The 21,563-nt window shown below is 72.8% G+C and carries 19 protein-coding genes; 14 read left to right on the top strand and 5 right to left on the bottom strand.

All coding sequences use genetic code 11. The features are described 5' to 3' along the window. Positions 1-42: 42 nt before the first annotated feature. Positions 43-951: a methylenetetrahydrofolate reductase [NAD(P)H] gene (metF, locus tag D3273_RS10270; RefSeq protein ID WP_129226171.1), complete on the top strand. Its 909-nt coding sequence runs from the start codon at positions 43-45 to the stop codon at positions 949-951. A 59-nt stretch (positions 952-1,010) separates the two neighbouring features. Here metF and D3273_RS10275 read toward each other — a convergent pair whose 3' ends face one another. Next, positions 1,011-1,505: a cupin domain-containing protein gene (locus tag D3273_RS10275; protein WP_428977766.1), complete on the bottom strand. Its 495-nt coding sequence runs from the start codon at positions 1,503-1,505 to the stop codon at positions 1,011-1,013. Positions 1,506-1,748: 243 nt separating this feature from the next. On the opposite strand from D3273_RS10275, the gene D3273_RS10280 reads away from it, so the two are divergent. Further along, the gene (locus D3273_RS10280) at positions 1,749-1,928 is read left to right on the top strand and encodes a hypothetical protein (RefSeq protein WP_129226173.1); all 180 of its coding nucleotides are present in this window, start codon (positions 1,749-1,751) and stop codon (positions 1,926-1,928) included. A 73-nt stretch (positions 1,929-2,001) separates the two neighbouring features. Here the strand turns inward: D3273_RS10280 and D3273_RS10285 are convergent, their stop codons facing one another. Then, a complete protein-coding gene (locus D3273_RS10285; RefSeq protein WP_129226175.1) occupies positions 2,002-2,472 on the bottom strand; it encodes a nucleoside deaminase in 471 nt (156 codons plus the stop codon). A 99-nt stretch (positions 2,473-2,571) separates the two neighbouring features. Between D3273_RS10285 and D3273_RS10290 the strand changes: the two genes are divergently transcribed. The 3 genes from D3273_RS10290 (at position 2,572) to D3273_RS10300 (ending at position 6,089) form a co-directional block, all read left to right on the top strand. Beyond that, complete coding sequence (locus tag D3273_RS10290) at positions 2,572-4,521, top strand: pseudouridine synthase (RefSeq protein WP_129226177.1); 1,950 nt, start codon at positions 2,572-2,574, stop codon at positions 4,519-4,521. Beyond that, positions 4,518-5,081 (top strand): 16S rRNA (guanine(966)-N(2))-methyltransferase RsmD, encoded by a 564-nt coding sequence (gene rsmD, locus D3273_RS10295; protein WP_129226179.1) that lies wholly within the window; start codon positions 4,518-4,520, stop codon positions 5,079-5,081. Before D3273_RS10290 ends, rsmD begins: the two co-directional genes overlap by 4 nt. Positions 5,082-5,162: 81 nt before the next feature. After that, positions 5,163-6,089, top strand: coding sequence for a polyprenyl synthetase family protein (locus D3273_RS10300; protein WP_129226181.1), 927 nt, complete (start codon positions 5,163-5,165; stop codon positions 6,087-6,089). A 314-nt stretch (positions 6,090-6,403) separates the two neighbouring features. Here D3273_RS10300 and D3273_RS10305 read toward each other — a convergent pair whose 3' ends face one another. Beyond that, the gene (locus D3273_RS10305; RefSeq protein ID WP_129226183.1) at positions 6,404-7,894 is read right to left on the bottom strand and encodes a Do family serine endopeptidase; all 1,491 of its coding nucleotides are present in this window, start codon (positions 7,892-7,894) and stop codon (positions 6,404-6,406) included. A 158-nt stretch (positions 7,895-8,052) separates the two neighbouring features. Between D3273_RS10305 and D3273_RS10310 the strand changes: the two genes are divergently transcribed. The 3 genes from D3273_RS10310 (at position 8,053) to D3273_RS10320 (ending at position 12,358) form a co-directional block, all read left to right on the top strand. Beyond that, complete coding sequence (locus tag D3273_RS10310) at positions 8,053-8,856, top strand: RNA methyltransferase (RefSeq protein WP_129226185.1); 804 nt, start codon at positions 8,053-8,055, stop codon at positions 8,854-8,856. A 409-nt stretch (positions 8,857-9,265) separates the two neighbouring features. Then, positions 9,266-11,293 carry an AI-2E family transporter gene (locus D3273_RS10315; protein WP_129226187.1) on the top strand — a complete coding sequence of 676 codons (2,028 nt, stop codon included), beginning with the start codon at positions 9,266-9,268 and terminating at the stop codon, positions 11,291-11,293. Positions 11,294-11,623: 330 nt separating this feature from the next. After that, positions 11,624-12,358, top strand: coding sequence for an endonuclease III domain-containing protein (locus D3273_RS10320; RefSeq protein ID WP_129226189.1), 735 nt, complete (start codon positions 11,624-11,626; stop codon positions 12,356-12,358). Here D3273_RS10320 and D3273_RS10325 read toward each other — a convergent pair. Beyond that, entirely contained in the window at positions 12,348-13,220 is an 873-nt protein-coding gene (locus D3273_RS10325) for a lytic transglycosylase domain-containing protein (protein WP_129226191.1), read from the bottom strand. The genes D3273_RS10320 and D3273_RS10325 overlap by 11 nt on opposite strands. Positions 13,221-13,531: 311 nt before the next feature. Between D3273_RS10325 and D3273_RS10330 the strand changes: the two genes are divergently transcribed. From D3273_RS10330 to D3273_RS10340, 3 genes are all read left to right on the top strand, one after another. Next, positions 13,532-14,707, top strand: coding sequence for a fumarylacetoacetate hydrolase family protein (locus D3273_RS10330; RefSeq protein WP_129226193.1), 1,176 nt, complete (start codon positions 13,532-13,534; stop codon positions 14,705-14,707). 38 nt (positions 14,708-14,745) lie between these two features. Beyond that, complete coding sequence (locus tag D3273_RS10335; protein ID WP_129226195.1) at positions 14,746-15,690, top strand: carbohydrate kinase family protein; 945 nt, start codon at positions 14,746-14,748, stop codon at positions 15,688-15,690. 91 nt (positions 15,691-15,781) lie between these two features. Further along, positions 15,782-16,051 carry a hypothetical protein gene (locus D3273_RS10340; protein WP_129226197.1) on the top strand — a complete coding sequence of 90 codons (270 nt, stop codon included), beginning with the start codon at positions 15,782-15,784 and terminating at the stop codon, positions 16,049-16,051. Positions 16,052-16,238: 187 nt separating this feature from the next. Here the strand turns inward: D3273_RS10340 and glcF are convergent, their stop codons facing one another. Then, positions 16,239-17,618 carry a glycolate oxidase subunit GlcF gene (gene glcF / locus D3273_RS10345; protein ID WP_129226199.1) on the bottom strand — a complete coding sequence of 460 codons (1,380 nt, stop codon included), beginning with the start codon at positions 17,616-17,618 and terminating at the stop codon, positions 16,239-16,241. A 284-nt stretch (positions 17,619-17,902) separates the two neighbouring features. On the opposite strand from glcF, the gene coxB reads away from it, so the two are divergent. The 3 genes from coxB (at position 17,903) to D3273_RS10360 (ending at position 21,559) form a co-directional block, all read left to right on the top strand. Then, positions 17,903-18,814, top strand: a complete 912-nt coding sequence (gene coxB / locus D3273_RS10350; protein ID WP_129226201.1) for a cytochrome c oxidase subunit II — start codon at positions 17,903-17,905, stop codon at positions 18,812-18,814. 25 nt (positions 18,815-18,839) lie between these two features. After that, positions 18,840-20,510 (top strand): cytochrome c oxidase subunit I, encoded by a 1,671-nt coding sequence (ctaD, locus tag D3273_RS10355; RefSeq protein WP_129226203.1) that lies wholly within the window; start codon positions 18,840-18,842, stop codon positions 20,508-20,510. Between the two features lie 104 nt (positions 20,511-20,614). After that, positions 20,615-21,559 (top strand): heme o synthase, encoded by a 945-nt coding sequence (locus tag D3273_RS10360; protein WP_428977767.1) that lies wholly within the window; start codon positions 20,615-20,617, stop codon positions 21,557-21,559. The last annotated feature ends 4 nt before the right edge of the window (positions 21,560-21,563 follow it).

Here is a 21,563-nt window from a genome sequence, read left to right on the forward strand (position 1 = left end):
CCAGCGCGGCGGCACGACACTCCAGCCAAACGAGCAAACCCGATGACCGCGCCCGACACCCTGCGCCCGAGCCGCCTGCCGGGCGCGCCGATCCGCGTCTCCTTCGAGTTCTTTCCGCCGAAGTCGGCCGACGCCGAAGCGTCGCTGTGGCGCTCCATCGAGCGGCTGGCGCCGCTCGACCCGGACTTCGTGTCCGTCACCTACGGGGCCGGCGGCTCGACGCGCGAGCGCACCCACAACACGGTGGCGCGCCTGGTGCGCGACACGCGGCTGAAGCCCGCCGCCCACCTCACCTGCGTGGGCGCCACGCGGGGCGAGATCGACGACGTGGTGCGGGGCTACTGGGACGCGGGCGTGCGCCACATCGTGGCGCTGCGCGGCGATCCGGCGGGCGGCCCCGGCACGGCCTACGAGGCGCATGCGGGGGGCTACGACAGCTCGGCGGACCTCGTGCGCGGCATCAAGGCGCTCGGCGATTTCGACGTGACGGTGTCGGCCTATCCCGAGAAGCATCCCGAAAGCGCCACCTACGACGCCGACCTCGACGGGCTGCAAGCCAAGGTCGACGCCGGCGCGACGCGGGCCATCACCCAGTTCTTCTTCGACAACAGCTTGTACGAGCGCTACGTCGACCGGGTGCGGGCGCGGAACATCCACATCCCGATCATCCCCGGCATCGCGGTGATCCAGAACTTCAAGCAGACGGCCAATTTCGCCCGCAAGACCGGCGCGTCCGTGCCGGATTGGCTGGCCGACCGGTTCGCCGGCCTGGAGAACGATCCCGCCACCCACCAGCTCGTGGCGGCCGGCGTGGCGGCCGAGCAGGTTCTCGACCTGGTCGACGCCGGCGTGCGCGACTTCCACTTCTACACGATGAACCGGGCGGAGCTCGTCTACGCCATCTGCCGGCTGCTCGGCATCAAGCCGGACGCTGAACGCGCTGCCGCCTGAACGGGCTGCGGCGCGTCACCCGCCCGGGCCGGGACCCGACGCGGGGATGCCGGAGGCCGTCAGTTGTGCGAAACCTCGGCCAGGTCGCCCATGCCGGGCGCCATAGAGGCGGCCTGCGGCTTCGCGTTCGGCAGCAGGATCCGGCGGAGCACCGACTTCGCCTTCGCGACGACGCGCGACACGAGGGCGATCGGCGCCGGCAGGGAGCGGTGGAAGAAGGCGAGCTTGCGCAGGTGCGACTCGACCTTCCATTTCACCACGGCGCCCTGCGGGAACAGCACGACGTCCCCCGGACCGAGACGCCGCGGCGGCGCGACGCCATCGTCGAGCACGACCGACCCTTCGAGGATGTGGATGGTCTCGTCCGAATCGTAGTGCCATTCGAACTCGCCCGGCGTGCAATCCCACACCACGGTGCAGGAGGCGCGGTCCCGGCTGTTCGACAGCACGGCGTTGCGGGCCGTGGGCGTGCCGGCCCGGATCCAGGCCGGGTTGATCGGCGACGGCTTCAGATCGACGGCTATGGACCCAATCATGATCGGCTGCGCGGGCACGGCGGCTCTCCGGAACTCTGGGGACGGGCTGTCGCGGCGATTCCATCCGCGATGACCCGGCCATCCTAGTCCAAGCCGTCCCGGCAGCCAGTGCGGCAGGTTGCAGGACGGCTCCATTTCCACCGTTAGCATTAATCGAGCATGGAAGCGGCCAGCGGGGCGCGGCCGGGCTATGCGGTACCCTCCTCGCGTCCGACGCAGACCCGCATCGATCGTCACGCGACTGCCGACCGGAGAAGGTCCATGCTGCGGCGCTACTCGACGAACCCGCTCGATCACGAGCCCACCGAACGGCTCACCTTCAGCGACGTGACCCTGCTCGCCCTGCTGGCCGTCGGGTTCTCGGCCGTGTCCATGGTCTTCGTGCTCGGCGCGCTGTGCGCCGACCACCGCATCACCCACGCACTGGCGGCCATCTTCTAGGCCGGGACGCATCGCCCGTTCGAGCGGCGACGCGCGCCGCCGCGCCCGCGGCCCGGCAGGTCGAAGCGCCGCTTCACCGCGGACCCGTCCGGCCTTCGCGTCCGCGCCGCTCCTTGAAGAATGCCCGCAGCAGGTCGGCGGCCTCGGTTTCGCGGATGCCGCCGTAAACCTCGGGCGCGTGGTGGCAGGTGGGCTGGGCATAGAAGCGCGCGCCGTTGTCGACGGCACCGCCCTTCGGGTCCTCGGCGGCGTAGTAGAGGCGCCGCAGCCGCGCGAAGGAGATCGCGCCCGCGCACATGGCGCAGGGCTCCAGCGTCACGTAAAGGTCGCAGCCCACCAGCCGCTCGGAGCCGAGCGCCCGGCAGGCGGCGCGGATCGCCAGCATCTCGGCGTGGGCGGTGGGATCCCGGTCCTCCAGCGTGCGGTTGCCCGCCGCGGCCAGCACCCCGTCGCCCCGCACCACGACGGCCCCGACCGGCACTTCCCCGCGCGCGGCGGCGGCCCGAGCTTCCGAGAAGGCGAGCGCGAAAGGGTCGTCACGCATGGGCGGAGCCGTCCTGTCCCGCATCGAAATCGACGTCGCGGGCGCGCCGGGGCGTCACCGGGCTTGGTCAAGCCGGGGCGGCCCTGCTATCACGTCCCGATGACCGACACCACCAAGCCGCCGAACCGGCCCACAGCGCCGCGGCCGCGCCCCTTCGGCCGCGACGAGAGTCGCCGCCAGGACGACCGACGCGACGACGCCCGCCGCGGCGGCGACAAGCCTCGCCCCCGCGACGACGCGGGCGCCCGGGGCGACAAACCCCGCGGCGGCGCGGGGCTGACCCGGGGCGCCGAGCCCGCGCCCCCGAAGGACGACGCCCGCATCGCCAAGGTGATGGCCCGCGCGGGCCTGTGTTCGCGCCGCGACGCGGAAGGCTGGATCGCGGCCGGGCGCGTCGCCGTCAACGGCGCCGTGATCGACAGCCCGGCGCTGAACGTGAAACCGGGCGACCGCATCACCGTCGACGGCGAGCCCCTGCCCGAGCGCGACCAGACGCGGCTGTTCCTGTTCCACAAGCCGCGCGGGCTCGTCACCACGGCGCGCGACCCGGAAGGCCGGCCGACGATCTTCGACAACCTGCCCGGCGGCCTGCCGCGGGTGGTGTCGGTGGGGCGGCTCGACATCAACACCGAAGGGCTGATGCTGCTGACCAACGACGGCGGCCTGGCGCGCGTGCTGGAGCTGCCGGCGACGGGCTGGCTGCGCCGCTACCGCGTGCGGGCCAACGGCGAGATCGACCAGGCGCGGCTCGACGCGCTGAAGGCGGGCGTCACTATCGACGGCGTCGACTACGCCGGCATCGAGGCGACGCTGGATCGCGTGCAGGGCGCCAACGCCTGGCTCACCATGGGTCTGCGCGAAGGCAAGAACCGTGAAATCAAGCGCGTGCTGGAATCGCTCGGCCTCGCCGTGACGCGGCTGATCCGCATCTCCTTCGGGCCGTTCCAGCTCGGCGAACTCGCCGAAGGCGCGGTGGAGAACATCCCGACGCGCGTCCTGCGCGACCAGCTCGGCCCGGCGCTCGCCGCCCAGGCCGGCGTCGACCTCGAGGCCCGCGAGGAACCGGCGCCGCGCCGCGGCGTCCGCGGCGAGGACGGCGCGGCGCCGGCCCGGCCGAGCCGCTCGACGCCCGCGGCCCCCCGCCCCCACGTCGGCGCGCTGCGCGCGGCGCGCGAGGAGGAGGCCGGGGAAGGCCGCAAGCGCGTGGTGCGCGGCGCCACGGCGGACCGCCGCGGCCGCGCCGTCGCGGTGGAGCGCGTGATCCCGGTGGCCGGCGGCGACCGGGGCGAAAGCCGCAACGCCCGGCGCTTCGCCGCCGAGAAGACCGATTACGTGGCGGGCCGCCAGAAGACCCGCGCCGACGCCGACGGCGCTAGGCCGTCCCGCGGCGGCTTCGCCGCCAAGGCCGGCAGGGCAGGCTTCGCCGGCAAGCCGCAGAGGGGCGCCTACGGCGACGGCCAGAGGAGCCCCTACGGCGACGAGGCGGCGGAGCGGCCCCGCGGCCCCCGTGCGGGGCGCTTCGACCCCAAGACCCGGGGCGACCGCGCCGAGGGCTTCGCTTCCGCCCCGCGCGGCGAGCGCGCCGGCGGCTTCGGCGAACGGCCGAGGGACGGCGCCGACAGGCCGCGGGGCACCGGCTTCGCCGCCCGGCCGCGCAGCCCGCGCCCCGACGACGGTGCGGGACGGCCCCGCGGCGAGCGGCCCGGCCCGTTCGGGGCCAAGCCGCGCGGCGGCGCCTTCGCGGAGCGGCCCCGCGGGGCGCGCGCCGACGAGGATTTCAGCCGGACCCGCGGCGGGACCGGCCCGCGCCGCGACGGCGCCGAGGCCCCCCGCGGCGAGCGCTCCGGCGGCGAAGCCCGCACCGGCAAGCCCAACGGGCGGCCCGGCGGCTTCAGCTCCGAGCGCCCCGCCACGGGCCGCAACAAGCCGGGCGGCGCGCGCCCCTTCGGCGACAAGCCCCGCGGCGCCGGTCCCGGCGGCGGCCGGCCCCGCGGCGGCGCGCCCGGCGGCGGCAAGCCTTCCGGCAAGCCGCCCCGCGGCCGGCCGTGAGGATCGTCGGCGGGCGGTTCCGGGGACGGGCGCTGCGGAGCCCCTCGTCGGACGCCACCCGGCCGACCTCCGACCGCCTGCGCGAAACCCTGTTCGACGTGCTGGCCCACCGCTACGGGGACCCCGTGGCGGGGGCGCGGACGATCGACCTCTTCGCCGGCACGGGGGCGCTCGGCCTCGAAGCCCTGTCGCGCGGCGCGGCCCATGCGCTCTTCGTCGAGGACGGCACCGAAGCCCGCGCGATGATCCGCGACAACGTGGAAGCGCTCGGCGTCGCCGGCCTGTGCCGGATCTTCCGGCGCGACGCGACGAAGCTCGGCGACGTCGGGGCGGCGCCGTTCGACCTCGCCTTCCTGGATCCCCCTTACGGGAAAGGGCTCGGGGAAGCGGCGCTCCAGTCCCTGGCGGCCGGGCGCTGGCTCGCGCCGGGGGCTCTCTGCGTCCTGGAAGACGCGGCCGGTGCCGTGCCGGCGGTGCCGGCGGGTTTCGAGGTGGTCGAGCGCCGCGAGGCCGGCATCGCCCAGCTCCTGTTCCTGCGGGCCGCCGGCACCCGGCCTTGACGGGGCGCCGCGCTTGACCCCCCGGCGGCGAGCGGCCAAAAGCCCGACGACCCGCGCGCCGCGCCCCCTTGGAGTGACCCCATGCCGACCGACGCGACTTCGGATTTCGACAGCCGCCTGAAGTCGGTCGCCGACGCGATCGAGACGACGCTGGACCGGCTGCTGTCCCCCGCGGCGCTGCCCGGCGAGGTCGTGCGCCCCGACCGGCTGCTCGACGCCATGCGGTATTCGACGCTCGGCGGCGGCAAGCGGCTGCGGCCCTTCCTGGTGGTCGAGACGGCGCGGCTCTTCGGCGTCGACGGCGAGGGGCCGCTGCGCGCCGGCGCCGCCCTGGAGATGATCCACTGCTATTCGCTGGTCCACGACGACCTGCCCGCCATGGACGACGACGACCTGCGCCGCGGCCGCCCCACCGCCCACAAGGCCTATGACGAGGCCACCGCCATCCTGTCGGGCGACGCGCTGCTGACCTACGCCTTCGACGTGATGGCGGGCGAGGCGACCCATGCCGACCCGGCCGTGCGCGCCGCCCTGGTGCTGGGCCTCGCCCGCGCGTCGGGCCTCGGCGGCATGGTGGGCGGGCAGGCACTCGACCTCGAAGCCGAACGCGCGACGGCGCCCCACGAGGCCGCCTTCGTGATGCGCATGCAGTCGATGAAGACCGGCGCGCTGCTGCTCTACGGCGTCGAAGCCGGCGCCATCCTGGGTCAGGCTTCGGCGGCGGAGCGCGACGCGCTGAAGCGCTACGGCGTGGCGCTCGGCGCCGCCTTCCAGGTCGCCGACGACATCCTCGACACGGAAAGCGACGCCGCGACGCTCGGCAAGGCCGCCGGCAAGGACGCCGACCGCAACAAGGCGACGCTGGTGGCGGCGCTGGGCCTCGACGCGGCCAAGCGCCGGCGCGACGCGCTGGCCGAGGAGGCCGTGGCGGCGCTGGACATGTTCCCGCGCGACCGGGCCGCGAACCTGGCCGAGGCGGCGCGCTTCACGGCGCAGCGGCGGAGCTGAAGCGGAAGGGGCCTGCGTCCTTCGACGCGGGCCCGTCGGGCCCTGCTCGGGACGACGGGCAGGAGCACCGGGGTGCGCTCGACCGCCTCGGCCCGTCCCGAGGCCGGAGACAGCGGCCCATCGGGCAGAAGCGGCCGCGTCGCACGCCCCCACCCCGTCGGCGACCTCCTCGGCGCGCGACCGTCCCTCGACGCGCCGGCCCGATCGCCGGCCCGGTGCTCGCCCGCGCGCGCGTCCACGGTTCGCCGGGTGACCCGGCCTACGGGCTCCCGTCCGAACATCGCAGGATGGGAGCGGACGCGCCCTCGCCCGGCTCAGTTCACCGTCAGCGCCACGTAGCGCACGTCGCCGCCGGCGTTGGACACGAGCAGCAGCGCGGTCTTCTTGCCGGCGTCCTTCACGGCCTTGATCTTCGCCGCCACGTCGGCGGGGTCGTCGACGCCGACCTGGTTGACCTCGACCACCACGTCGCCGGCCTTGAGCTTATCGGACGCCGGCGAGCCCGGCTCGACCGCCGTCACGGCGACGCCCTTCACGCCGTCCTTGACGCCGTACCGTTTGCGGAAGGCATCGTCGAGCGGCACCAGCCCGAGGCCGAAGGCCTGCTGGACGGCGGGCTTGGGCGCGTCCCGCGCCGTCCCGGCATCGACGCTGGCCTTCTGCACCGGCGCGTCGAGGCGGCCGAGCTTCACCGTCAGATCCTGGGGTTTGCCGTCCCGCAGGATCGACACCGTGACGTCCTTGCCGACGGGCGCCGAGGCCACGAACTTCGGCAGGTCGCGCGACTCGTGCACGTCGTGGCCGTCGAAGGTCACGATGACGTCGCCCTTCTTCAGCCCCGCGGGGCCGGCCGGACCGGCCTCGTCGATGCCGGCCACCAGGGCGCCGTGCGGCGAACCGAGGCTCAGCGCTTCGGCGATGTCGTCCGTGACGGGCTGGATGCGCACGCCGAGCCAGCCGCGGCGGACCTCGTGGAACTCGCGGAGCTGGCCGATGATGGGCAACACGGTGTCGGAGGGCGTCGCGAAGCCGAGGCCGATCGAACCGCCCGAGGGCGACAGGATCGCGGTGTTGATGCCGATCACCTCGCCCTTCATGTCGAAGAGCGGGCCGCCGGAATTGCCCTTGTTGATGGCAGCGTCGGTCTGGATGTAGTTGTCGTACGGTCCGTTGTCGATGTTGCGGTTGCGCGCCGACACGATGCCGGCCGTGACGGTGCCGCCGAGCCCGAAGGGGTTGCCCACCGCCATCACGGGGTCGCCCACCCGCATCTTGTCGCTGTCGCCGAAGGGCACCGAGGGCAAGGGGTGGGCGGGCTTCACCTTCAGCACCGCGACGTCGACCTTGCTGTCCTTGCCCACCACCTCGGCCTTGAGCTTGGTGCCGTCGGTGAGGATCACGGTGATGTCGTTGGCGCCCTCGATCACGTGGTTGTTGGTGATCACGATGCCGGCGGGGTCGACGATGAAGCCGGAGCCGAGCGAGGACGCACGCCGGCCGCGCGGCGCGTCGTCGTCGCCGCCGTGCTCGCCCTTCTTCCCCAGCTGGCGCTTGAAGAAGTCCTGGAACAGGTCGTCGAGCGGCGTGCCGGGCGCGGGCTTGGGCGCCGCGCTCGCGGCCTTCTCCTCGGTCACCTGCGCGGCCGATATGTTGACCACCGCGTCCGTCACCGAAGCGGCGAGGTCGGCGAGGGAGTCGAGGCCCTTGGCGCCGGCGGGCGAGGACGGCGCGGCGAGCGCCAGCGCCAGGGCGACGGAAACGGCGGCGACGCCGAGGCGCCCGGTGGGGGAAGGGGCGTGGGGCATGGGGAAGCATCCGGGCTGGAGGGGGCCGCTCTGCCCGGATCATACAGGTCTGCCGGGGGTCGTCCATGCGGGCGCGCCGCGTCACGATGGGAGCGCCTTGACACCGCCCGCCCGCCGACGGAACCAGGGCGCTCATCGGCATTCGGAGCGCGGCGACGGTGGTGGGGGCTGGGACGGACGGCACGAAGACGCCCGGGCGGGGCGGCCCCGCGATCGTGCTGGTGAGGCCGCAGCTCGCCGTCAACGTCGGCATGGCGGCGCGCGCCATGGCGAACTTCGGCCTGTCCGACCTGCGGCTCGTCGCGCCCAAGAACGGCTGGCCCCGCACCGACGAGCACAGGGACGCCGCGGAAGCCGCCGCGGCCGGCGCGCTGCACATCCTGAACGGCGCCCGGCTGTTCCACACCGTGGAAGCCGCGGTGGCCGACCTCACCGCCGTCTACGCCACCACGGCGCGCGAGCGCGGCCAGGGCAAGCCCGTGCTGGCGCCGGATGCCGCCATGGCGGCCTGGGCAGGCCCCATCGCGGCAGGCGAGGCCCGCGGCATCCTGTTCGGCCCCGAGCGCACCGGCCTCGACAACGACGAGGTGGCGGTGGCCGACGCGGTCGTGACCTTTCCGGTCGACGGCGCCTACGGGTCGCTGAACCTCGCCCAGGCGGTGCTGCTCGTCGGCTACGAATGGCGCAAGCACGCGGGCGGGACCGCCCTGCCCTTCGGCGCGGTCGAGCGCTCGCCCCCCGCGACGCGCGACGCCGTGCTGTCCTTCTTCGATTACCTGGAAGGCGAGCTCGAAGCCGCGGGCTTCTTCCGCCCGGACGGCAAGCAGCCGGTGATGCGCCGCAACCTGCGCAACATCTTCCACCGCATCGGCATGAGCGAGCAGGACGTGAGGACGCTGCGGGGCGCGATGGTGCGCCTCGTCGAGGGGCCGCGCCGCAGGGGCGGGCGGGACGCGGACTGACGCCCGCACTGTTGCCCCTAGGCAACAGTCGCCCGGCATCGCCGTCACGGCGATGAGCCGCCTTGCATTGCGACGGGATCGGCGTAAATTGTCGGACGTGGCGCCGAGGCGCCGCATGCCCTTCTTGGGCGTTTCCTCCCTAGACTTCGGGCCGCCCTCCGGGCGGTCTTTTTTTGTCCGCGCGACGGTGCGAGCCGCGGGTCAGGTCGACGTCTGGGTGTCCCTTGCCGACCCTTTGAGCATGGTGCCTCGCAAAGCGCAAGGCTTCCATGCAAAAAAGCATCGCTCGCCCCGCGGCGTCCCGACCCGCCCGGCGGTGCGCGGAGGAAGCAGCTCCGGATCATTTGGCGCGATGGGGCGTTGCGGCCTCGGGTCAACCCCCGCCCCAGTCCCCGAGCAGGTCCGACGCATGAGTGAACCGAACCCGTCGACCCGCACGCCCGCCGCCGTGGCGGCCGCCGAAACGCCCGGCCTGACAGGGCTGCTGTCCTTGGCCGTCGCCGTGGTGGTGATCGCGGCGCTGTATTTCGCCCGCGAAGTGCTGCTGCCCATCACGGTGGCGGTGATCCTGTCCTTCATGCTGGCGCCGCTGGTGGCGCGCTTCCAGCGCTGGCACGTGCCCCACGTGGCCGCCGTGCTGCTGGCCGTGTTGATCGCCATCGGCATCGTGGGCGGCATCGCGGGCGTCATCGGCACGCAGGTGGCCGGCATCGCCGCCGACATCCCGCAGTACCAGGTGACGATCAAGCGCAAGGTTTCCGCGATCCAGAGCATGACGACGGGGCGCCTGCGCGGCCTGACGCAGCGCTTCGACGCCCAGACCGGCGGGCGCACGCCGACGCAGCCCGACGCCGAGGCGGCAGCGCCGGCGGCCGGCGACGCGCCCAAGGCGCAGCTCGTCCAGGTCGAGCCCCCGCCGACGTCGGCGATGGAGATCGCCAGGACGGTGCTGGAGCCGGTCCTGAGCCCGCTCGCGACGCTGTTCATCATCCTCATCGTGACGATCTTCGTGCTGATGCAGCGCGAAGACCTGCGCGACCGCATGATCCGGCTTTTCGGCTCCACGGACCTGCAGCGCACCACGGTGGCGCTCGACGACGCCGGGCACCGCCTCGGCCGCTACTACCTGTCCCAGCTCGCCATCAACGCCGCCTTCGGCGTGGTGGCGACGGTGGGCCTCTACCTCATCGGCGTGCCGTCCGCGGCGCTGTGGGGCGTGACCTCGGCCGTGCTGCGCTTCGTGCCCTACATCGGGCCGGTGATCGCCGCCATCCTGCCCGCCGCCCTCGCCGCCGCGGTCGACCCCGGCTGGACGCCGGTTCTGGAGGTGGTGGGCCTGTACCTCGTGGTGGAAACCGTCACGGGCCAGTTCATCGAGCCGCTGGTGTTCGGCCACCTGACCGGCCTGTCGCCCGCCGCGGTGGTGATCGCGGCGATCTTCTGGACCTGGCTGTGGGGGCCCGTCGGCCTGCTGCTGTCGACCCCCCTGACGCTGTGCCTGGTCGTGCTCGGGCGCCACGTGAAGCGCCTCGAGTTCTTCGACGTCATGCTGGGCGACCGCCCCGCCCTGACGCCGGTCGAGAACTTCTACCAGCGCATGCTGGCCGACGACCCGGACGAGGCGCAGGCCCAGGCCGAAACGCTGCTCAAGGACCGCTCGCTCACCGGCTACTACGACGAGGTGGCGCTGAAGGGCCTGCAGCTCGCCGCCAACGACGCGCTGCGCGGCGCCCTGCCGGTCGACAAGGTCCACACGATCAACGCCAGCGTGAAGGCGCTGATCGCCGACCTGGCCTTCCACGAGGACCGCGACCCCCACCCGAAGGACAAGGAAGCGGCGCGGGCCGAGGCGACGATCGCCGAGCGCGCGGTGCCGATCCCCGGCGCGCCGAAGAACGATGCGCCCGAGGGCCTGGCATTGGCGCCGAACTGGCGCGGCGATACCCCCGTGCTGTGCATCGCCGGCAAGGGACCGCTCGACGAGGCGGCCTCGGCCATGCTGGCGCAGCTTCTGGGCAAGCACGGGCTCGGCGCCCGCGTGGAAGCCTATGGGGCGGCCTCGCGCCAGGCGGTCGGGCAGCTCGACGTGTCCGGCGTCGCCATGGTCTGCATCAGCTACCTCGAGATTTCGGGCAGCCCGTCGGGCCTGCATTATCTCGTGCGCCGCCTGCGCGCCCGCCTGCCGGAAGCCAAGATCCTCGTCGGACTTTGGCCGGCGGACGGGCAGGACGTGGAGGACGACCGGATCCGCAACGTGGTGGGTGCGGACGTCTACGCGTCGAACCTCAAGGACGCCATCGACGCCTGCGTCAAGGCCGCCCACGAGGACGCCGGCACGACGCCGCGCGAGAAGGCGGACGACACCGGAAAGGGCGGGGCCGGCAAGCACCAAGCTCCCGCGCAGCCCCAGGGCGAAGGCGCGAAGGTTTCGGCCTGACGCCATCGGATCGTTTCGGGCTTGAAACCCGGCGGTCCGCTCCCATCTCAGTCCTGAGCCGAACGGGACGGCGCGCCGACCACGGATGTACTGGCGGTCGCCGTCCCCGCACCGAGAGTGAGCGGCGCATTCTTTTGCGCCGAGCGATTCCCGATCCCGACCCATGGTCCGGATCTGTGCTGAAGGCCCGAGGCCCGCCACGGATGAACTGGCGGGCCTTTTCTCGTTCCGAGCCCAGGCGCCAGCGGGACGGAGCGCCGCGGCGCTTTCCACCTGCCCGCGACCGCGTGTGGACTGGCGCGGGCCCCGCCCCGCCCCACTTGGCAGCGCATGGCCCAGGACATCCTCCACGGCGTGACGCCGCTCCCCGCCCCGCGCGAACCCGCGGACGCGTCCGTCGGCCCCGCCGACAGGGTCGAAGCCGTGATGGCGCGGCTCGCCGGTGCCGACCCCGAGCCGAAGGCCGGCCTCGGCCACGGCGACCACTACCAGCTCCTCGTGACGGTGCTGATGTCCGCGCAATCGACCGGCCCGACGGTGGGCCGGATCGCCCGCGAGCTGTTCGCCGTGGCGCCGACGCCCGAGGCCGTGCTGGCGCTGGGGCGCGAGCGGGTGGCGGAGATCATCAAGCCGGTGGGGCTCGCCGCCAACAAGTCGCGGCACATCCTGGGGCTGTCGGCGATGCTGCTCGACGAGTTCGGCGGCACCATGCCCCGGACCTCGGCCGAGATGCGGCGCTTCCCCGGCATCGGCCGCAAGACCGCGGACGTGACGGCGAACTTCGCCTTCGACGAGCCGGTGATCGGCGTCGACACCCACGTCTTCCGGGTGTCGAACCGCATCCCGCTGGCGCCCGGCCGCACGCCCGACGCCGTGGCGGACGGGCTGCTCGCCGCCGTGCCGGACCGGTTCAAGGACGGGGCCCACGTTTGGCTGTTCCGCCACGGCCGCGATACCTGCACGGCGCGGCGCCCCGCCTGCGGCCGCTGCATCGTGGCCGACCTGTGCGCTTGGCCCGAGAAGGCTCGGCCGGACGGGGGCGCCGCCGGCGCCGTCAGCTCCTGAGCGTCACGCAGGCGCCGCGCGCGACGCGGATGCGGCGGCACAGGTCGTCGGCGGCTTGGCGCGTCGGGGCCGGCACCCTGACGCGGTAGAAGGCGCGTGTGCCGCGGGTGCGCAGCCGCGTGCCGATCACCATGGGGCGGACGTCGCCGATGACGCCGGCGAGGCTCGCCCGGGCGCGGGCGAAGGAGGCCAGCGCGAGGCTCTTCGAAAAGTTGCCGGCGAGTTGCACGCCCCAGGGCGCGAAGGGCGCCTCGACGGCCGCGACCGTGCCGGCGCGGCGCGGCGCGGTGCGCAGGGTCGCGGCGAGCTGCAGGCAGCCCTGGGGATCGACGGCGAGGTCGTGGGTCGCGTGGACCTTGGCGTCGGCGGCCCAGTCCTCGGCCGAGCGGCCCGTGATGCGCTCGACGTAGTCGCGCGTTTCGGCGGGCAGGCCGCCGCGGCCGGCGAGCCAATCGGCGACGCGCTTCGGCCCGGCGTTGTAGGCCGCGGCGGCGAGGCCGAGGTTGCCGAACTGGGCCGCGAGGTCGCCGAGCAGGTGCGCCGAGGCCGGCACGGCCTGTTCGGGATCGAACGGGTCGGCGAGGCCGCGCTCGGCCGCGGTGCCGGGCATGAACTGGGCGATGCCCTGCGCGCCGGCGGGCGACGCCGCGTCGGCGCGGAACGCGGATTCCTGCCAGATCAGGCGCGTGAAGAAGCCGACGGGGATGTGCCGGCTTTCCGCCGCGGAGGTGATGAGCCTGCACATCGCCTGGGCGACGGTTTCGCCGCCGGCGGGGGTGGGGGCGGCATCGGCGGCGGGCGGAACGAGCGAGGCCGCGGCGAACGAGGCCGCGAAGGCGAGGCGGAGAAAGGGAAGCCGCATGCGGTCCAGGGTCGAGTCGAGGGGGATCCACGGCCCGGAATCCACCCGGCGGGCCTTCGCCCCTGCGGGCTCGTCCCCGTGCTTCCGGTGGAACCGCCGGCCGTGGCGGTCCGGTCGACTCCTGTGACGATCGCCGGGCACCGTCAACGCTTTTCCGAGCGGGGGCGCAAGCCCCGGCGATGTCCGGCGGTCCAGCGCGGGTCCCCGCGCCGGCAGGCCCCCGGAGGATGCGCCGGCACGGCCCGTCCCTTGCCGCCCGGCCCGAACCGGCCTTAAATCGCCGCCCCGACACAAACACCAGCGACATCGCCATGACCCTCGTCCTCGACAGCGCCGACACCCTGCCCCGGGACGGGACGGCCGGAGCGCTGGCGGGGCGCGCGTGGCACCCGGGGCACGGGGGCCCGGCCGTGGTGGCGGTGCGGGCCGACGGCCTGTACGACGTCACCGCCGCCTTCCCGACGATGCGCGACCTCGCGGAGCGGCCCGATCCCGCCGCAGCGCTGCGCGCCGCGGCGGGCGAGCGCCTGTGCGGCCTCGACGAGGCGCTCGCCAACACCCCGCCCGACGCGCGCGACCCCGGCAAGCCCTGGCTGCTGGCGCCCGTCGACCTGCAGGCCATCAAGGCCGCGGGGGTCACCTTCGCGGTGTCGATGCTGGAACGCGTGATCGAGGAGCGGGCGCGCGGCGACGGCGCCGCGGCGGCCGCCATCCGCGCCGAGATCGTGGCGCTGGTCGGCGAAGACTTCTCCAAGCTGCGGCCGGGCTCGGAGGAGGCCATGCGGCTGAAGGCGGCGCTGATCGCCCGCGGGGCCTGGTCGCAGTACCTCGAGGTCGGCATCGGCCCGGATGCCGAGATCTTCACCAAGGCCCAGCCCATGGCGGCGGTGGGCACCGGCGCGGATGCCGGGCTGCACCCCGCCTCGGCCTGGAACAACCCGGAGCCCGAGGCCGTGCTGGTCGTGGCCTCGGACGGGCGCATCGTCGGCGCCACGCTCGGCAACGACGTCAACCTGCGCGACGTCGAGGGGCGCTCGGCGCTGCTGCTCGGCAAGGCCAAGGACAACAACGCGTCCTGCGCGCTCGGCCCCTTCGTGCGCTTCTTCGACGAAACCTTCACCCTCGACGGCCTGCGGGCGCTGGAGATCGCGCTGGAGGTCCGGGGCGAGGACGGCTACCGGCTGCGCGGCGGCTCCTCCATGGCGAAGATCAGCCGGGACCCCGCCGCCCTCGCGGCGGAGATGATCGGGGCGAACCACGGATATCCGGACGGCGCCGTGCTGTTCCTCGGCACGCTGTTCGCGCCCGTCGAGGACCGGGGCGCGCCGGGTGCGGGCTTCACCCACGCGATCGGCGACGTGGTGACCGTGTCGGCGCCGGAACTCGGCAGCCTCGTGAACCGCATGCGGCTCTGCGCCGACTGCGCCCCCTGGACCTACGGGGCGAGCCACCTCATGCGGCACTTGGCGGGCCGCGGCGTGTTGTGACAAGGGTTCGAGGCGGACGAAACGCTTCGGGAGGATCGATGGGCAGCGACGTGACCGTTCTGGTGTCGGGGGAAGCCCTCGTCGACCTGATCCCCAAGGAGGACACCACCTACGAGGCGGTGCTGGGGGGCTCGCCCTACAACACCGCCATCGGCCTCGGGCGGCTCGGCGTGCCCACCGGCTTCGCCGGGCGCCTATCCGGCGACGCCATGGGCGAAGCGATGGTGCGTCAGCTCACGGCGTCGGGCGTCGACTCGCGCTTCTCCGTCACCGACGCGCGCCCGTCGCCGCTCGCCTTCGTGACCCGCGGCACCGCCGTGACGGGCTCGCGCTACAGCTTCTACCTCGGCGCCACCGCCTACGACGGCGCGTCCCCCCTGGCCGCCGACTGGACCGACCACGCGGCCCACCTCCACGTCGGCTCCTTCTCGGCCACCGACGGCGCGCTCGGGTCGGCGGCGCTCGACGCCCTGCAGCGGGCGGCCGGGCGGGCCACCACGAGCTACGACCCCAACATCCGCCCCTTCGTGGTGCCGCCCCTGGCCGAAACCCGCCCGATGGTGGAAGCCCGGGTGGCGCTCAGCACCTACGTCAAGGCCAGCGACGAGGACTTCGACTGGCTGTACCCCGGCACCCCGCCCTCGGAAGCGGCGGCGCGCTGGGCCGGCCTGGGGCCGAAGCTCGTCGTCATGACGCGCGGCGGCGCGGGGGCGGAGGCGCATTTCCGCGGCGAGCGCATCGTCCAGCCTTCCCCCACCATCGACGTGATCGACACAGTGGGGGCCGGCGACAGCTTCATGGCGGGGCTGCTCGCCGCCATGGCGGACGACGGCGCCCTGGGAGCCGGCGGCCGCGACCCGTCCGAGGCCGAGGTGGCGCGCTGGCTGCTCTTCGCCGTCGCGGCCTCGGCCATCACCTGCACGCGGCAGGGCGCCAACCCGCCCACCCGCGCCGAGGTCGACACGGTGCTGGGGCTGGGCTGACGGCTTCGACGGGGCGCGGGGCTTCGCCCCCAGGGGGCGGGACCTCGCGCCGGGACGGGGCGTTGGCCCCGGTCCACTTCGGGAGCCCGCCATGAGACCCCTCGCCCTCGCCGCCGCCCTCATGCTGGCGGCCTGCCCCGCCTTCGCCCAGGCCAACGCCAACTTGGCGCCGGGCGGCATCGTCGACGGCGCGAAGGCGACCGTCAACGACGCCGAAGGCACGGCGCCGGACGGGCGGCCCGCCCCCGGCGGCCGCCAAGGCGAGGGCAAGCAGTCCGCCACCCAGGGCAGCAAGATGGTGAAGCAGGGCGCGACCGGCGCGGAGCCGCCCAGCGGCGAGGAAAAGCCGGAAAAGCCCTGACAGGGTGTCCGGCGGGACGGCCGCCCATGGCCACCGGCGCGCGGCCCCCGCTCCGGGGCCGTCGTGCCGCGCCCCACGTCCGCGGGCTGCGCCCGGTCCGAGCGACGGGGTCCGGGTCAGGTTCGGGATGGCGACCGGGGCTCCGCCCCGTGCCCCGCCAAAGGCCGAGGGCCTTTGGAAACCGGGTTCACCCCAGCGCCGCCGCCAGCGGGCTGACGGCCGGCGCGGCGATCTCGGGCGCCGTCACCAGGGCGTCGGGGATGGCCCAGCCGTGCGGCGCCGGGCCGCCGCGCGCCCAATCGAGCAGTTCCACCGTGTGGACCACGGGGATCTCCGTCCCGATGCCGAGCTGCGTCATGCAGCCGATGTTGCCCGCCGCCACCGCCACGGGCTGGACCTTGCGGATGTTGGCGACCTTTCGGGCGCGGAGCTGGTCGGCGATCTCGGGCTGCAGCAGGTTGTAGGTGCCGGCCGAGCCGCAGCAGATGTGCCCCTCCGGCACGTCGCGCACCGCGAAACCGGATTCCTGCAGCAGCCGCTTCGGCAGGTCGGTGATCTTCTGCCCGTGCTGCATCGAGCAGGCCGAATGGTAGGCCAGCGGCCCCTTCAGGGTCCGCACCGGGGCGTCGAGCGTGAGGGTGCCGAGGTATTCCGTCACGTCCTTGGCCAAGGCCGCCACCCGGGCCGCCTTCGCCGCATAGGCGGGGTCCTCGCGCAGCATGAAGCCGTAGTCCTTCACCGTCGTGCCGCAGCCCGAAGTGGTGATCAGGATGGCGTCGAGCCCTTCCCCGTCGATCTCGCGCGTCCAGGCGTCGATGTTGGCCTTGGCGTAGGCTGCCGCGTCGTGCTCGCGGCCCATGTGGTGGACGAGGGCGCCGCAGCACCCCTCGCCCTTCGGGAGGACGACCTCGACGCCGTGGCGGCCGAGCAGGCGGATGGCGGATTCGTTGATGGTCGGGCGCAGCACCTGCTGGGCGCAGCCCGTCAGCATCGCCACCCGTCCGCGCCGCGGAAGCGCCGACGGGCGGATCGTGTCGCCCGGCTTGTGCCGCGCCTTGGGCAGGGGCTGCGTCGGCGACAGCTTGAGGCTGGCGGCGAGCCGCGCCCCGATGCCCGGCACGCGCCCCATCAGCGGCGCGAAGGGGCGGCCGAGGCGCGCCGCCATCAGCGCCGCGCGGAACCGCCCCCGGTGCGGCAGCACGCGGGCATAAAGGTCGCGCAGGCGGCGGTCCGCCGCGGGGCGCACGTAGGTTTCCTGGATGTGGGCGCGGGCGTGGTCGACGAGGTGCATGTAATGCACGCCCGACGGGCAGGTCGTCATGCAGCTCAGGCAGGACAGGCAGCGGTCGACGTGCTTCACCACCTCGGGCGTCGCCGGCTTGCCGCCTTCCAGCATGTCCTTGATGAGGTAGATGCGGCCGCGGGGCGAATCGAGCTCGTCGCCGAGCAGGAGATAGGTCGGGCAGGTCGCCGTGCAGAACCCGCAATGCACGCAGGTTCGCAGGATCTTCTCGGACTCCCGCGTCTGCGCATCGGCGAGCTGGTCGGGGGCGAAGCGGGTCTGCATGGGACGGGCTCGATCTCAAATTGTCGCTGTTTTGCGGCCACGCTAGCGCGCCCCGCGCCGCGACCCAAGCCCTTTGCACCGTGGCGGCGTCGCGGGCCGAAGCCGCGGGCCGGGCGCCGCCGTCGCCGATCATATGACGCATGGCGGGGGGCGCCCCAAGGTTGCGCGGCCCCCGCCGATGTGGTTTTGATCGACCCCGCGGGTCCGCCATCCTCGACGAACGGCGGGCGCGCGCGAGCCGTCCCGGCGACGTATCGGGCGCGGCCAACGGGAGCGGCGGATCGATGCGACTCTTCGGACGGGTTCGGGCCTGCTCGGCGGCCTTGCGGGCGCTCATCGCCGCCGGTGCCCTCATCGCTTCGGGCGCCGGGGCCAGGGCGGAGGACGGCGTGGGCCACCCCGTGCCGGGCCAGATCGGCTTCCAGGTCGGCGTCACCGACATCGCGCGCGACATCCACGGCTTCTACGACAACCTGCTGTTCCCCATCATCACGGTGATCAGCCTCTTCGTCATGGTGCTGATCGGCATCTGCATGGTCCGCTTCAACGAGCGCGCCAACCCGGTCCCGTCGAAGACCACCCACAACGCGCTGCTCGAAGTGGCCTGGACCATCGTGCCGGTGCTGATCCTCGTGGTGATCGCCATCCCGTCGTTCCGCCTGCTGACGAAGCAGCTCGAACTGCCCAAGCCCGACATCACCATCAAGGCCACCGGCAAGCAGTGGTACTGGTCCTACGACTACCCGAAGGACCAGGACGGCGGCTTCAACTTCGATTCGGCCCGCGTCGAGGAGAAGGACGCCAAGACGGTGCCGGACTTCATCAACCTCCTGTCGGTCGACAACGAGGCGGTGGTGCCGGTCAACAAGAACATCCAGGTCAACGTGACCGGCGCCGACGTCATCCACGGCTTCATCGTGCAGTCGCTCGGCGTTCGCATCGACGCCGTGCCGGGCCGGCTCAACTCCACCTGGTTCCGGGCCGACCGCGAAGGCATCTATTACGGCCAGTGCTCCAAGCTTTGCGGCAAGGACCACGCCTACATGCCCATCGCCATCCGGGTGGTGAGCCAGCCCGCCTACGAGGCCTGGCTCCAGGACGCGAAGAAGAAATACGCCCAGACCGGCCAGCCGCAGCGCTTCGCCGACGCCTCCTCGGCCCTCGCCGGTGTGGCCGCCACGACCGACCAGCGCTGACCCCCGACGGAGCCCGAGTTCCACCATGGCCACGACCACGACCGCCGCCCACGGGGACGACCACGCGCTGCCGCACGGCTGGCGCCGCTACCTGTATTCGACGAACCACAAGGACATCGGCACCCTCTACCTGTTCTTCGCGGTCTTCGCCGGCACGGTCGGCGCCGTGATGTCGCTGCTGATCCGCATCCAGCTGATGAACCCGAACTGGCACTTCATGGGCCACCTGGCCGAATGGGTCGGGCAGGCGGATTCGTCCACCATGGTCGACGCCGGCAAGAACCTGTACAACGTGCACATCACCATGCACGGGCTGATCATGATCTTCTTCATGGTCATGCCGGCGCTGATCGGCGGCTTCGGCAACTGGTTCGTGCCCATCATGATCGGCGCGCCCGACATGGCGTTCCCGCGCATGAACAACATCTCGTTCTGGCTGCTGCCCTTCTCCTTCCTGCTGCTGATGATCTCCATGCACATGGAGGGCGCCCCCGGTATGGAGGGCTTCGGCGGCGGCTGGGTGATGTACCCGCCGCTGTCCTCCAACGTCGGCCACCCCGGCCCGGCGATGGATTTCGTGATCCTGTCGCTGCACCTCGCCGGCGTGTCCTCGATCCTGGGCGCGATCAACTTCATCACCACCATCTTCAACATGCGCGCCCCGGGCATGACGCTGCACAAGATGCCGCTCTTCGCCTGGTCGGTCCTGGTCACCGCCTTCCTGCTCGTGCTGTCGCTGCCCGTGCTGGCCGGCGCCATCACCATGCTGCTGACGGACCGCAACTTCGGCACCGCCTTCTTCGACCCCGCGAACGGCGGCGACCCGCTGCTGTTCCAGCACCTGTTCTGGTTCTTCGGCCATCCCGAGGTGTATATCCTGATCCTGCCGGCCTTCGGCATCATCAGCCACATCGTGTCGACCTTCTCGAAGAAGCCCGTCTTCGGCTACCTCGGCATGGCCTATGCCATGGTGGCCATCGGCGTGGTCGGCTTCGTGGTCTGGGCCCACCACATGTACACGGTGGGCATGTCGCTCGACACGCAGCGCTACTTCGTCTTCGCGACCCTGGTCATCGCGGTGCCGACCGGCATCAAGATCTTCTCCTGGATCGCCACGATGTGGGGCGGCTCCATCGCGTTCAAGACGCCGATGCTGTGGGCCGTCGGCTTCATCTTCCTGTTCACGGTGGGCGGCGTCACCGGCGTGGTGCTGGCCAACGCCGGCGTCGACCGCGCCCTGCACGAAACCTACTACGTGGTGGCGCACTTCCACTACGTGCTGTCGCTCGGCGCCGTCTTCGCCCTCTTCGCCGGGTTCTACTACTGGTTCCCGAAGATGTCGGGGTACATGTACAACGAGACGCTGGGCAAGCTGCACTTCTGGATCATGTTCGTCGGCGTCAACGTGACGTTCTTCCCGCAGCACTTCCTCGGCCTCGCCGGCATGCCGCGCCGCTACGTCGACTATCCGGAAGCCTATTCGCTGTGGAACCAGGTGTCCTCGGCCGGCGCCGTCCTGTCGGTCGCCTCCATCACGCTGTTCCTGTTCATCGTGGCCGAAGCCTTCGCCAAGAAGCGCGTCGCCGGCGACAACCCGTGGGGCGCGGGCGCCACGACCCTGGAATGGACGCTGTCCTCGCCCCCGCCCTTCCACCAGTTCGAAACGCTGCCTCGCATCACGAGCGCGGAGCACTGATATAGGCTAGACACCATCGGGGCGGCTCTTCGGAGCCGCCCCGACCGGTTTCGGGGAGCCCGGCTTGAGCTGAGCTTCGGGACACAGAACGGATCGTCGACCGCATGACCACCATGACCGAACCGGCCGGCCGCCACGAGGCCGCCTTCGCCGGCTCGCTCGCCCTGCCGGGCGACTATTGGGAGCTGCTGAAGCCCCGCGTGATGTCGCTGGTGATCTTCACCGCGGCGGCGGGCCTCGTCGTGGCCCCGGGCCACGTCAACATCGTCGTCGCGCTGGTGTCGCTGCTGGCCACCGCGGTCGGGGCCGGCGCCTCGGGCGCGCTCAACATGGCCTACGAGGCCGACATCGACGGCGTGATGAAGCGCACCAGCGGCCGCCCGATCCCCACCGGGCGCGTCACCTCGGGCGAGGCCACCGCCTTCGGCATCGTGCTGTCGGTCTTCTCCGTCATGCTGATCGGCATCGCGGCGAACTGGCTGTCGGCGGCGCTGCTCGCCTTCACCATCGTGTTCTACGCGCTGGTCTACACGGTGTGGCTGAAGCGCGCGACGCCGCAGAACATCGTGATCGGCGGCGCCGCCGGCGCCCTGCCCCCGATGATCGGCTATTCCATCGTGACCAATTCGGTCACGCTCGACAGCGTCATCCTGTTCCTCATCATCTTCGTGTGGACGCCGCCGCACTTCTGGGCTCTCGCCCTCCTGAAGTCCGACGACTATGCCAAGGCCGGCATCCCGATGATGCCCAACGTCAAGGGCACGGCGCGCACGCGGGTCGAGATCCTGCTCTACACGATCGTGCTGGCGCCGCTCGGGGTCATGCCCTGGGCGACGGGGCTGGCCGGGCCGGTCTACGGGGTCGTGGCGGCCGTCACGGGCGCCGTCATGCTGTGGCTCGCGTGGCGCTGCTTCAGCGTGCGCGTCGGCACCGAGGCCGACAAGGCGGCCAAGAACCTGTTCGCCTTCTCGATCCTGTACCTGTTCCTGCTCTTCGCCGTTCTGCTGGCCGAGCGGGGGCTCGCGCTCGCGTCCCACCTCGGCCTGTGATCCC

This window comes from Lichenibacterium minor (assembly GCF_004137685.1).
Taxonomy (GTDB): Bacteria; Pseudomonadota; Alphaproteobacteria; order Rhizobiales; family Beijerinckiaceae; genus Lichenihabitans; species Lichenihabitans minor.

Coding starts and splice junctions, on each gene's coding strand:
- metF (WP_129226171.1), top strand. CDS start 43: ATGACCGCGCCCGACACCCTGCGCCCGAGCCGCCTGCCGGGCGCGCCG.
- D3273_RS10280 (WP_129226173.1), top strand. CDS start 1,749: ATGCTGCGGCGCTACTCGACGAACCCGCTCGATCACGAGCCCACCGAA.
- D3273_RS10285 (WP_129226175.1), bottom strand. CDS start 2,472: ATGCGTGACGACCCTTTCGCGCTCGCCTTCTCGGAAGCTCGGGCCGCC.
- D3273_RS10290 (WP_129226177.1), top strand. CDS start 2,572: ATGACCGACACCACCAAGCCGCCGAACCGGCCCACAGCGCCGCGGCCG.
- D3273_RS10300 (WP_129226181.1), top strand. CDS start 5,163: ATGCCGACCGACGCGACTTCGGATTTCGACAGCCGCCTGAAGTCGGTC.
- D3273_RS10305 (WP_129226183.1), bottom strand. CDS start 7,894: ATGCCCCACGCCCCTTCCCCCACCGGGCGCCTCGGCGTCGCCGCCGTT.
- D3273_RS10315 (WP_129226187.1), top strand. CDS start 9,266: ATGAGTGAACCGAACCCGTCGACCCGCACGCCCGCCGCCGTGGCGGCC.
- D3273_RS10320 (WP_129226189.1), top strand. CDS start 11,624: ATGGCCCAGGACATCCTCCACGGCGTGACGCCGCTCCCCGCCCCGCGC.
- D3273_RS10325 (WP_129226191.1), bottom strand. CDS start 13,220: ATGCGGCTTCCCTTTCTCCGCCTCGCCTTCGCGGCCTCGTTCGCCGCG.
- D3273_RS10330 (WP_129226193.1), top strand. CDS start 13,532: ATGACCCTCGTCCTCGACAGCGCCGACACCCTGCCCCGGGACGGGACG.
- D3273_RS10335 (WP_129226195.1), top strand. CDS start 14,746: ATGGGCAGCGACGTGACCGTTCTGGTGTCGGGGGAAGCCCTCGTCGAC.
- D3273_RS10340 (WP_129226197.1), top strand. CDS start 15,782: ATGAGACCCCTCGCCCTCGCCGCCGCCCTCATGCTGGCGGCCTGCCCC.
- glcF (WP_129226199.1), bottom strand. CDS start 17,618: ATGCAGACCCGCTTCGCCCCCGACCAGCTCGCCGATGCGCAGACGCGG.
- coxB (WP_129226201.1), top strand. CDS start 17,903: ATGCGACTCTTCGGACGGGTTCGGGCCTGCTCGGCGGCCTTGCGGGCG.
- ctaD (WP_129226203.1), top strand. CDS start 18,840: ATGGCCACGACCACGACCGCCGCCCACGGGGACGACCACGCGCTGCCG.
- D3273_RS10360 (WP_428977767.1), top strand. CDS start 20,615: ATGACCACCATGACCGAACCGGCCGGCCGCCACGAGGCCGCCTTCGCC.